We start from the raw sequence: 12257 nt of genomic DNA on the forward strand, positions 1-12257 counted from the left end.
ACTAATCCCGAGCTGGCGACAAGCGTGTGCCAGCTAAAGCAACGCCCATTAACGGCTATATTTATTTTATCACACACCAATTCATGAAATCAATTTTTAATTTACTACCGCTAATTCTTCTTTTATTTTTCTTTAAATCTAATGCACAACAAATCCTGCATCAGGATGCTGTCCAGATGGTGAAACTACAGGGCAATGCCGGGGGGAAGCGTTTCGATGGAATTGGTGTGGTAAATGGGGGAGGCGCTACATCGGTACTGCTGAAGGATTATCCCGAACCCCAACGCAGTCAGATTCTCGACTTTCTTTATAAGCCAAAATTTGGAGCTTCCGTAAGCGCACTGCTTGTTGAGATTCCCGGCGATGGTAATTCAACGCAGGGGTCTATGCCGAGCCATATGCATACGCGTAACGATCTTGATTACGCCCGGGGTTACACCTGGTGGATTTTACAGGAAGCCAAAAAGCGCAATCCCGATCTTAGCCTCGATGCTACTGCGTGGAGCGCTCCCAGATGGGTTGGAAATGGAAATTTTTGGTCGCAGGATGCAGCCGACTATTACGTTAAATGGCTTCAGGGGCTTCGTAAAGTTTATGGCCTTGAATTAGATGCCATTGGCTGCCGCAATGAAAAGGGATCTGACTACAATTTTGCGAAGACACTCCGTTCTACCCTTAATGCCAATGGCTTTGAAAAAATTAAGCTTCATGGGTTTGATCTCTGGTGGAAAGACAAACTAGACTTCGTTAAGGACCTGTCTAAAGATGAGCAGCTTCGCAACTCCATAGATATTATCAGTGCTCACACATTTTATGAAGGAGATACCGCTTCCCAACAAGTTCAGGAAATGGCTCGGAAACTTGATAAACCTATCTGGAACACCGAGGATCATGTTTATAAGAAAGGCTTCGATTGCCTGATCAGTATTGTGGAGTGTTTCAACCGGAACTTTATTCAAAGCGGTGCTACCAAGATAATGAATTGGTATGATATTGCAGGCGTTTATCCTATCGAGCCATATTCGGAAGATCCTGCTGCTGTACTGGCGCAGTCGCCATGGAGTGGGCACTACCAGGTACGTGAGGCTTTGTGGGGTTATGCACATTATGGGCAATTCTCGAAAGTTGGATGGCAATACCTGAATGGGGGTAGTGTTAAGCTTAAAGGTGGTGGGACTTTAGTAACCTTAAAGTCGCCTGAAAAGGACTACAGCATCATTATCGAAACAAAAAACGCAAAAGCTCCACAACAAATCCGTTTTCAGATCAGCGAGGGGTTGTCTCTAAAACAACTTTGCGTATGGCGTAGTAACGAGAAGGAGCATTTTGTACAGCAAGCTGATATAAAACCAACAAAGGGCACATTTACGCTTACCTTAGCGCCCAATTCAGTTTACTCTCTTTCTACCACTAGAGGGCAACAGAAAGGAAACTTTGTTAATATTCCCGATGCAAAGCCTTTCCCATTTCCATATTATGAAACATTTGAGCAATATTCCTCGCCTAAAGCATGGGGGTATTTACCACGTTATACTGCTGATATTGTCGATGCGTTTGAAATCACTGAACGCCCGGATAAAAAAGGCAAGTGCCTGCGCCAGGTTGTTCCCGAGGGAACCAACTCCTGGGCACCAGATTGGCGGCCTTACAGTATTTTAGGCGATGCGCAGTGGAAGGACTATGAAGTAAGCGCTGATGTTTATCTAAATGCAGGCGATAATGCCGGGGTTATGGGCAGGGTAAACCACGTTGGTACTGGGTATGGATTTATTCCAAAAGGCTATTACCTAAAGCTTGAAGATAATGGCAAATGCAGCATAATTGTAACCAGGGGAAAAGAAGATAAAAAGGAACTTACCGGAGATGCTGAACAACAAGCAATTATCAAAAAACAAAACGATGAAAGCGCAGGTGGAGAAAAGGTGCTTGGTGAAATACAACTTTCAAATATCACCCACAGCCAATGGCATAACCTGAAACTCCAATTCGAAGGATCTATTATCAGCGCATTCGTTGATGAAAAGCAGGTATTACAAGTAACAGATAGTTTGTACACCCAAGGAATGGCAGGACTGATTGCGGGTGACGGAAAAAAGCTCAGTACACCTTTTTACGATAATTTATTGATCAAGGGCAAAAATGCTCCTGTGCCGAAACCTTCTCTTGCAGCACCAGGACAACTGCCGATCTATATCGTTAAATAATGCTGTCGGCGAACAATCCCTTTGGGGCAAGAAGTTACTTCGTTTCCCCGTCTTGGTAAGCTTATGGACCGGTTTTGTGCGTCTGCTGAGCTTGTTCGCTATGGCCTGATGAAATCCAGGTTTAATGACAAAGAGATTTCTGTGATACGATAATTAATTAATTGAAAATAAGCCCTTTAACGGGTATTCGTTAAATAAATAAAAAACATGTTTAGAAAAAAAGTATTGTTAAGTACAGCTGTTGTTATGGCTTTTCTGGGAGGCAGAGAATTCGCAAAAGCGCAGACGAATGCAGGTAAACCGAAAATGGTTAAAGAAAACCTGGCAGAAAAATTCGCAAATGTTTCGCCGAAACTTAGCTCCAATAATGCCAATCCTTTATTAGATTTTATGTTTACGGCCGATCCAACAGCTGTAGAATACAATGGAAGAATTTATGTATATGCCACTAATGATCATCAACAGTATGAGCATGTAGGAAAAGATGGGAAAAATTCATACGAGCGGATCCGTACACTGGTGATGATGTCTTCCGATGATATGGTTAACTGGACTTATCATGGTCTTATCAATACTGCCGAGCTGGCACCATGGAGCCAGAATTCCTGGGCGCCTTCCATTACATCCAGAAAGGAAGCAGATGGCAAGACACACTTTTATCTGTATTACTCCAATGGTGGTGGTGGCTCAGCCATGCTTACTTCCACTTCTCCTGTTGGCCCCTGGAAAGACCCACTGGGAAAGAACATAGTCGACCGTTCTGTTCCCGGTGTGGATGTTGATGCTCCATTCGATCCTGGGGTTGTGATTGACGATCAGGGTATAGGCTGGCTGGCTTTTGGGGCTGGAAAACCTAAAACAAAATACATGCCGGATAATTCCAGAATCGTTAAACTAGGGAAAGATATGATCAGTTTGGCCAGCGATGTTGCTAAAATACCCGCCCCTTATTTCTTCGAGGCAAGCGACCTTAATTTCATCAACGGCACCTGGGTTTACACCTATAATACAAATTGGGAAGAACGCACAGAATGGCCTTATAGCAATATCGACAAACCAACCAAATGCAACATGTCATATATGACGAGTAAAACACCCTTAAGTCCGGAGAGCTGGAAGTATCGCGAGAATTACTTTAAGAATACTGGCGAGATTAACGTGGGGCCTTTTACAAACAACCACACTCACCTGTTCAAGTTTAAAGGGAAATATTATATTGCTTACCATGCCATGTATTTACAGGATTATTTTGGTACCAAGGGTGGTTTTCGTAATGTAGGCATCGAACCAATACAGGTGGATGAAAAGAATGTGAATATCCCCATGGTCAACGCAACTTTTAAAGGTCCCTCACAACTTAATCCATTAAATCCATTCGTTCTTCAGCAGGCAGAAACCACTGCAGGCACTTCGGGGCAAGTTCAGTTCGAAGCTGTTGGTAACCCTGGCAATATGGTTGCAAAAGGAAAAGCAGATCAACAATGTATTATGGTGCGGGGAGCCGATTTTAGCAAACAGATTCCTGCCAAATTCGAAGCCAGGGTGAAAGGAAAAGGCAAAATTGATGTTTATGTAAATAATCTTAAAGGTAGTCCTTTAGTTTCCCTAATATGTGATGAGCAGGAATGGACTACACTTTCAAAGAAAATGGACCTGAAAATAGATAAAGGAGTAGAGAATATTTATTTGGTGTTTAATGGGGATGGCTTTTTGTTTGATGAATGGAAATTCATTCGTTAATTCCGGTTGCAGGCTTATTAATGCTAATTACAATTAAATCGGTAAAGAATGAAAAACCCAAATGAAAATATGAAAAAAGCGGTTTACAGGTTATGCATAATAGCCTTAATTGTGACCCTTATGGTACCGTGTTTATACGCACAAAAAGCCAAAAATCCCATTATTTATGCAGATGTACCGGATATTTCAATAGTACGTGTAGGCAATAACTATTACATGAGCAGTACAACGATGCACATGAGCCCCGGTGTACCCATTATGAAATCGACAGATCTTGTCAACTGGAAAATTATCAATTATGCCCATGATGCTTTGGCAGATGTGCCGGCGCTAAATTTGACAGAAGGAAAAAACGCCTATAGTAAAGGCACCTGGGCAAGTAGTTTACGCTATCACAAGGGGATGTATTATGTAAGTACTTTTGCACAAACCACAGGTGAAACGTATATTTTTAAAACGAAAGATATAGAAAAAGGAAATTGGGAACGAATTTCTTTTAAGCCAGCGTATCATGACCATTCCTTGTTTTTTGATGATGACGGCAAGGTATATTTAATTTATGATGCAGAAAGACTAAAAATTGTTGAATTAAATGACGATCTAACAGAAGTTAAACAAGGCGTTCCGGAGCGGGTGCTCATCGAGCACGCCAGTGCACCAACAGGCAAAGAAGTAGGTCTTGGAGCTGAAGGATCTCAATTATTTAAAGTAAAAGGCAAATATTATTTATTTAATATTTGCGCACCACGCGGTGGAATGCGAACTGTACTTATACATAGGGCAGATCATATCAACGGCCCTTGGGAAGGAAAAGTTGGCTTACAGGATAGAGGAATTGCTCAAGGCGGACTGATCAACACGCCCGATGGGCGTTGGTTCTCTTATCTTTTCCGCGATTATGCTGCTGTTGGCCGCGTTCCTTATCTCGTTCCTGTCAAATGGGAAGATGGCTGGCCTGTATTAGCAGAAAATGGTAAAGTCCCAGACCAGCTAGACCTGCCGGCCAGTAGAGGTTTAATCCCTGGTATTGTGGCTTCTGATGAGTTTACCCGTAAAAAAGGCGAACCTGCTTTGCCGCTGGCTTGGCAATGGAACCATAACCCTGATAATAGCTTGTGGTCTGTAACTGAAAGAAAAGGATTTCTGCGCCTCAAAACAGGAAGAATCGACACTGATTTTTTTCAGGCCAGGAATACACTTACACAACGCACTATTGGTCCAACCAGCTCAGCTTCTGTTGCTCTTGATGTTTCCAAAATGAAAGACGGCGATTTTGCCGGACTTTCAGCTTTCCAAAAAGAGTATGGATCAGTAGGCGTTAAAATTGATGCGGGTCAAAAATCGATAGTAATGATCACTACCGGTCATGATAAGCCTGTCGAAGTAACCCGGATTCCATTGAATCAGGACCAAATTTACTTTAGAATCGATTGCGATTTTACCGGAAAAAACGATGAAGCCAATAACCTTTACGCGCTTAACGGGAAAGATGAAGCGAGTTTCTTTTACAGTCTTGATGGAAAAGTTTGGAAAGCAATAGGGCGACCTTTGAAGATGAAATACGACATTCCACATTTCATGGGCTATCGTTTTGCTTTGTTTAATTATGCTACAAAAAATATAGGGGGCGCGGCCGACTTTGACTTTTTTCGTATAACGGATTCTATCTCCACAGAAAAATAAAGTTTCTCCAATATTATAGACTGTAAATAATTATGAACCAAATATTAGGAGAAACGATAGCTGGCAGAACCTTAGGTTATCTGTTTAAGGATGGTTTGCGGAGGAATAATCCCCGTTGCTACAGCTGTTTAAGTGGTAAAAGTTTAGCCATATTGTTTTTGCTTTTGGTAAACTGCACGCTGGGAAATGCTCAAAGTAGGGCTAAGCTCACCGCTTTCCAGGCAAAGGATGTAAAATTAAATGCGTCTTGGATCCTCGAAAGGGAGGCCTTAAATACCACTTATATTGGTTCTCTGGATGCCGATCGATTGCTTCATAATTTTAGGATAAATGCCGGACTTCCATCTACGGCAAAGGCGTTAGAGGGTTGGGAAAGTCCTAACGTCGGCTTACGTGGTCATTTTGTTGGCCACTACCTTTCGGCTGTCTCGATGTTGGTTGAAAGGTATCAAGAGCCCATCCTCTCCAAAAGGCTCGAATATATGGTCACTGAGCTTGCCAAATGCCAGCAAGCCCTTGGCAGGGGGTATCTCAGCGCATTTCCCGAATCTGATTTTGAGAAACTGGAGACAAAATTTACTGGAGTCTGGGCTCCTTATTATACTTATCATAAAGTGATGCAGGGACTTTTAGATGTTTACACACGCACTGGTAACCAAAAAGCACTGGAGATCGTTAATGGTATGGCAGGATACGTAAAATTCAGGATGTCAAAGCTTGATAATCAAACCATTGAAAGAATGCTTTATACCGTAGCGGCAAACCCCGAAAATGAACCTGGGGCAATGAATGAGGTATTATACAAATTATATAAGATTACAAAGAATCCAATGCATTTTGAGCTTGCAAAGCTATTTGACAGGGATTGGTTTCTGCAGCCGCTTTCTAAAAATCATGACATTCTTAGCGACCTGCATGCCAATACCCATTTGGTTTTGGTTAATGGCTTTGCTCAACGGTATATGCTCACCGGTGAGCAAGCATATCATGATGCGGTAGTGAATTTTTGGAATATTCTTGAACATGACCATACTTATGTCAATGGATCAAGTAGTGGTCCGCGCCCAAATGTAACTACGCCAACCTCGCTCTCTGCAGAGCACTGGGGGCTGCCGGGGCACCTGAGCAACACAATGACGAAAGAGATTGCTGAATCATGCGTTATCCATAATACCCAAAAGCTTACTGCTGAGCTGTTCGAGTGGACAGGAAAGTCAACGTACGCCGATGCTTATATGAATGCTTTTTATAATGCAGTACTGCCTACGCAGAATGATCAGAATGGGACTTGTGTTTATCACCTTCCGCTTGGCTCACCAAGAACCAAGGCTTTTTTAAAGGAAAACGATTTTCGTTGCTGTAATGGAACGGCAATAGAAGCATTTGCAGGCCTCAATTCCAATATTTATTTCAGGGATTCATCAGGCCTTTGGATCAATCAATATATCCCTTCCCAGCTCAACTGGCGTGAAAAAAAGCTTATCCTTTACCAAACAGGTAATTTTCCCAAAGACAAGGAGGTTTTATTTTCTTTTTCAGCTGAAAAGGATATTCGGTTAGCCGTTAACTTATTTGTTCCCTCATGGGCAAATGGGCTGAAGATTTATGTGAATGGGCGCTTGCAATCCCAAACTGCTGTTCCCAATTCTTTTGTGCGACTGGATAGGATATGGAGAAACAAGGATCAGATTAAATTGGTATTTGATTATCGCTTTAGAATTGAGCGCATGCAGGATGACATCAACAAAGTTGCTTTTTTTTATGGGCCTACATTGTTGGCTTTTGATACGGATACCGAGCTCGCATTGAGGAGCAAACCTGAGCAATTATTAACAAACCTATCCGTAATTGATTCTGGATCTTTCCAATTGAAGGATGGTAAGCATGTTTATACACTACATCCTTTTTATGGCATAAGCAATACACCCTATGGTGTTTATGGATCGATCAGGGAATACTAGATTATTTAATTGTTAGTGATTTAGGAATCTTTATGCATGCTGCTTACCTATAATTTTCGTGTTTTATTAAAAAATATCAAAATATAAGCGTAGTTTGGTTATGTCAATATTAAACAGCCGTTTTTGTAACCAAATTTTGTTTTCAAATTAATTATTTGAAGGTGATGATGCTTCTGTATTGAGTAGAAAAATATATGTTTCGGGTTTTAATTTTAATCAGCACATTCCTACTGTGTAATTCTCTTTTTGCTCAAGAAGGTTTATACCAATTTTCTCATCTGGATATTGCTAACGGTTTATCGGATAATCAGGTAAAAGCCATATATAAAGATCATAAAGGATTTATGTGGTTTGGAACCCAAGCCGGCCTCAACCGCTATGATGGGCATGAATTCAGGGTATTTAAACATAACATAAAGGATAGTACCAGTATCCCCGATGATTATGTTCTCAAAATATTTGAAGGGCCGGAGAAACAATTATGGATTAAATCTGGCAGTGGTTTCAGTATTTATAATCCTTTGACGGAGAAATTCGAGCCATTTCAGGATAAGCACCTTAAAAAATATAAAATTCCGGGCGGATACCTTAAAGAGATACAAACCAATAATAAGGGAAAGTACTATTTTCACCTTGAAAATCAAGGCATTTTTTGTTATGATGCGAAAAGTGATACAACCACCAGGTATACTCATAAAAATGGAATAGTAAACTCCTTGTACGCTAACGAAATAAGCTATTTTTTGGATGACCAAAAAGGTAATTTGTGGGTTATTTATACCAACGGCGTTCTTGATAAGTTTAATCTAGCAGCGCGGAGGGTAACAAATAGATATTTTGCGATAAACAAACGTTTTGGAGATCAGCTAAGCGATTTCCACCTCAGCCACGATTCTGGAGGCAATATTTTCATTTATAATACGAGCAACCCATTCGGCTTGTATTATCTTAATGAAAAAAGTAACACTTTCCGTTATTTTGGAAAGAAGCCGGATCATTCAGGCCTCAGTTCGAATAATGTAAGTTCCATTATAGATGGCGATGATGGAAATATCTGGATCGGGACCGATCATGGTGGAATTAATATCTTAAATAAGCTAACCCACAAAATAAGTTATATTTTAAGTAAAGAAGATGACCCCAGAGGATTAACGCAGAACAGCATTGTTGACTTATACAAAGACAATAACGGAATAATCTGGATTGGCACCTTTAAAAAAGGGATCTGTTATTATCATAAAAGCATCTTTAAGTTTCCGCGAAATCAGTATTTAACAGGGAAAAACGCGATATATAAAGACGTTAATTCATTTGTGGAAGACAGTAAGGGGAATTTGTGGATTGGAACAAACGGTACTGGTTTGCTGTATTTAAACAGAAGCACAGGTGAAATTACTGCATATCGTAATAATCCTGCCAACGATAATTCTTTAAGTAGTGATATTGTTGTGAGCCTTTGTATCGATCATTCGGGCATTTTGTGGATTGGGACCTATTTAGGTGGGCTTAATTCTTTTGATGGCACTAAATTTACCCATTATAAGCATAGTACAGATCCTTCCAGCCTTTCAGATAATCGCATTTATGCCCTGTTAGAAGATTCATCCAACAGGCTTTGGGTTGGTACTTTAAGTAATGGATTGGACTTGTTTGACCGGAATGCCAAAACCTTCAGGCACTTTAATTCGACAGTTAAGAACACACTAAATTCTAATATCATTAATTGTTTATATGAAGATAAACTTAAAAGGATCTGGATTGGCACTACCCGTGGAGTTAGTATTCTGGATACTAAAACCTTTGAATCTACCAATTTAATTAATAACAGTAAGGATCCGAACAGCCTGGTATCGGGCAATGTACATTCCGTTATCGAAGATGGCAGAGGGTGGATGTGGATAGGTACCCGTGAGGGCATAAGTATATATAATCCTGTAACCAAAACCTTTAACAACTTAAGCGAGGAAGCCGGGCTGCCCGAAAGTGCTGTTTTGGATTTGCTTGAAGATGAAAATCATCATATTTGGTATAGTTCGCAAAAAGGCCTTTACAAGATTTCCGTAATTGCTGAAGGGGGAAATTATAGATTTATATACAGCAAATACAATGAGGCCGACGGATTGCAAGGCCCCACATTTAATATGAATGCTGCATACAAAACAAAAGCCGGTGAACTGATTTTTGGAGGGGCAAATGGTTTCAATATTTTTAAGGCAGACCAAATTACTAAGGAGCAGTATCCTTCAATGCTGGTGATAACGGGCTTAGAAATGTTTAACCATAACATACAGGTTGGAGAAAGCATTAACGGCCACGTTATTTTGCCAAAAACAATAACAGCGCTTGAAAATTTAACCTTTACCTATAAAGAAAACATCTTTTCACTCGAATTTGCATTGCTCAATTATATTAATCACAGCAAAATAACTTACAAATACAATTTAGAAGGATTCGATAAACATTGGCTTACAGTTCCTACAGAAATGCGTAAGGCCACTTTTACAAATCTTGATCCCGGAAATTACACCTTTCATGTAAAAGCATTTAATGGAAACGATCCTATCCCCCTGGCAGAGTCGCACTTGAAAATTACCATTTTGCCTCCTTTCTGGCGCACCACATGGGCATATATATTTTATGTTTTAGTAATTGGCTTTTCATTGCTATTTATTCGGAACAGAGGGATCAAAAAGTTAAGGAAAGAATTTGCCTTAGAACAGGAAAGAATTCAGGCCAGGCAGTTACAGGAACAGGAAAGAATTCAAGCGTTGCAGTTGAGACAGCAGGATCGTAAAGAAGCTGAAAGGTTACGTGAGTTAGATTTATTGAAAATTAAATTTTTAACGAATCTGAGCCATGAATTCAGAACGCCCATTTCATTGATTCTCGCTCCTGTAGATAAACTTTTAACGGAGACCAAAGAGACTGGACGTTACGGTCAGCTGGCCATGATTAAAAGGAATGGAAAGCGTTTATTAAACCTGGTAAACCAGCTGCTCGATTTTCGTAAAATGGAAGAGCAGGAATTGCAATTAAATAAGAGCGATGGCGAGATAGTATCCTTTATTAAAGATGCAACAGACTCATTTTATGATCTGGCAGAACGCAAGCAGATCAAGTTTGCTTTTAAAAGTGCTGTTGAAAATCTACATGTATCGTTTGATCATGATAAGATTGAGCGGATATTGTTCAATTTACTTTCAAACGCATTTAAATTTACACCGTCGGCAGGGACCATAAGTGTTGAATTACAAGAGCTGCCGCATCAGGGAGAAGATGGCTGGGTTTCATTGGAGATAAAAGTACTAGATTCTGGAATCGGGATTCCAAAAGATAGGCAGGAAATGATCTTTGAACGGTTTTTTCAAAATGAAACAGCCTCATCCATCCTTAACCAGGGGTCAGGAATTGGTTTGTCTATCACCAAAGAGTTTGTTAAAATGCACGGAGGTGAAATATTGGTTGAAAGTGAACCAGGCGTAGAAACTTGTTTTACCGTACGCTTAAAACTCGCTTCCAGTTCTATTTCAGTGCAAGAGCAAAAGGATCTTGAAAATGCTGAATTGCCATATGCAGAATCAAATGAAACCATTATCAGCATACCGCTTACAAATAGTAATGAACATGTTTATGATGGCTTCATAACCACTGAAGAACAATTATGTTCCAATGAAAAAAAGGATGAAAATGAGTCTTCTGAGGTCGGTATTCCCGGAACAAACGTGCCCCTTGTTCTGTTAATTGAAGATAATGAGGATTTTAGGTTTTATCTTAAAGATAACTTAAGATCTTTTTATAAGATAGTGGAGGCTTCGAATGGTAAGGAAGGCTGGCAAAAGGCCCTCGCATTGCATCCTCATCTTATTGTTTCAGATGTAAATATGCCTGAAATGAATGGTACAGAATTATGTAAAAAACTGAAAGGGGATGACAGGACCAAACATATCCCGATCATATTACTAACAGCTTTAACTGCTGAAGAAGAGCAGCTTAAAGGCTTAAAAACCGGAGCGAACGATTACATGACCAAGCCCTTTAATTTTGAAATTTTACATTCAAAAATAAAGAATCTGCTCACGCTTCATCAAACATTTAAGAAAACTTATTCCAGACAGATCAGTATTCAGGCGCCAGAAATAGAAATCGAATCTACCGATGTTAAGTTCCTTAACGAAGTATTGCCTTATATTGATGCAAATCTTGATAAACCTGAGTTGTCTGTTGAGGATTTAAGTAAACATATGAGGATGAGCAGGGTATCTTTGTATAGAAAGTGTTTGCAGGTAATGGGTAAAACGCCTGTTGATTTTATCCGATCTGTTAAGCTGGAGAGAGCAGCCGTATTATTAGAGAAAAGCGATAAAACGGTTTCAGAGATATGTTACATGGTAGGTTTTAGCGCCCCTAATTATTTTGCTAAGTCGTTTAAAGCAAAATATAATGTAGCACCATCCGAATATATGGCAGAAAAAAGGAAGGCCAATAAAGATAAAGACCTTTAAAAACTGAACAAATCTTTTTTATCATCCGAGTTGATGCGGACAAGTTATATTAACGAATCTAACATTTTGTCACACTGAGGGGATAATTTGTTTTATAAAATCAATATTAATAACACAAGGGGTTTTTATCCTATTGTAAGTTGCGAGGAATCGTCATTGCGAGAAGG

5 protein-coding genes are annotated in these 12257 nt (G+C 40.0%); all 5 read left to right on the forward strand.

Going from position 1 to position 12257, the window contains the following annotated elements; genetic code table 11:
* Positions 1–83: 83 nt before the first annotated feature.
* The 5 genes from LQ201_RS23945 (at position 84) to LQ201_RS23965 (ending at position 12090) form a co-directional block, all read left to right on the forward strand.
* The gene (locus tag LQ201_RS23945; protein WP_230146186.1) at positions 84–2204 is read left to right on the forward strand and encodes a hypothetical protein; all 2121 of its coding nucleotides are present in this window, start codon (positions 84–86) and stop codon (positions 2202–2204) included.
* Between the two features lie 207 nt (positions 2205–2411).
* Positions 2412–3944, forward strand: a complete 1533-nt coding sequence (locus LQ201_RS23950) for a glycoside hydrolase family 43 protein (RefSeq protein WP_230146187.1) — start codon at positions 2412–2414, stop codon at positions 3942–3944.
* 48 nt (positions 3945–3992) lie between these two features.
* Positions 3993–5627 carry a glycoside hydrolase 43 family protein gene (locus tag LQ201_RS23955; protein ID WP_230146188.1) on the forward strand — a complete coding sequence of 545 codons (1635 nt, stop codon included), beginning with the start codon at positions 3993–3995 and terminating at the stop codon, positions 5625–5627.
* Between the two features lie 32 nt (positions 5628–5659).
* Positions 5660–7588: a beta-L-arabinofuranosidase domain-containing protein gene (locus tag LQ201_RS23960; RefSeq protein WP_230146189.1), complete on the forward strand. Its 1929-nt coding sequence runs from the start codon at positions 5660–5662 to the stop codon at positions 7586–7588.
* A 194-nt stretch (positions 7589–7782) separates the two neighbouring features.
* A complete protein-coding gene (locus tag LQ201_RS23965) occupies positions 7783–12090 on the forward strand; it encodes a two-component regulator propeller domain-containing protein (protein ID WP_230146190.1) in 4308 nt (1435 codons plus the stop codon).
* Positions 12091–12257 lie beyond the last annotated feature (167 nt).

The sequence above is a fragment of the Pedobacter sp. Bi126 genome, assembly GCF_918698245.1.
GTDB lineage: Bacteria > Bacteroidota > Bacteroidia > Sphingobacteriales > Sphingobacteriaceae > Pedobacter.

Coding starts and splice junctions, on each gene's coding strand:
- LQ201_RS23945 (WP_230146186.1), top strand. CDS start 84: ATGAAATCAATTTTTAATTTACTACCGCTAATTCTTCTTTTATTTTTC.
- LQ201_RS23950 (WP_230146187.1), top strand. CDS start 2,412: ATGTTTAGAAAAAAAGTATTGTTAAGTACAGCTGTTGTTATGGCTTTT.
- LQ201_RS23955 (WP_230146188.1), top strand. CDS start 3,993: ATGAAAAACCCAAATGAAAATATGAAAAAAGCGGTTTACAGGTTATGC.
- LQ201_RS23960 (WP_230146189.1), top strand. CDS start 5,660: ATGAACCAAATATTAGGAGAAACGATAGCTGGCAGAACCTTAGGTTAT.
- LQ201_RS23965 (WP_230146190.1), top strand. CDS start 7,783: ATGTTTCGGGTTTTAATTTTAATCAGCACATTCCTACTGTGTAATTCT.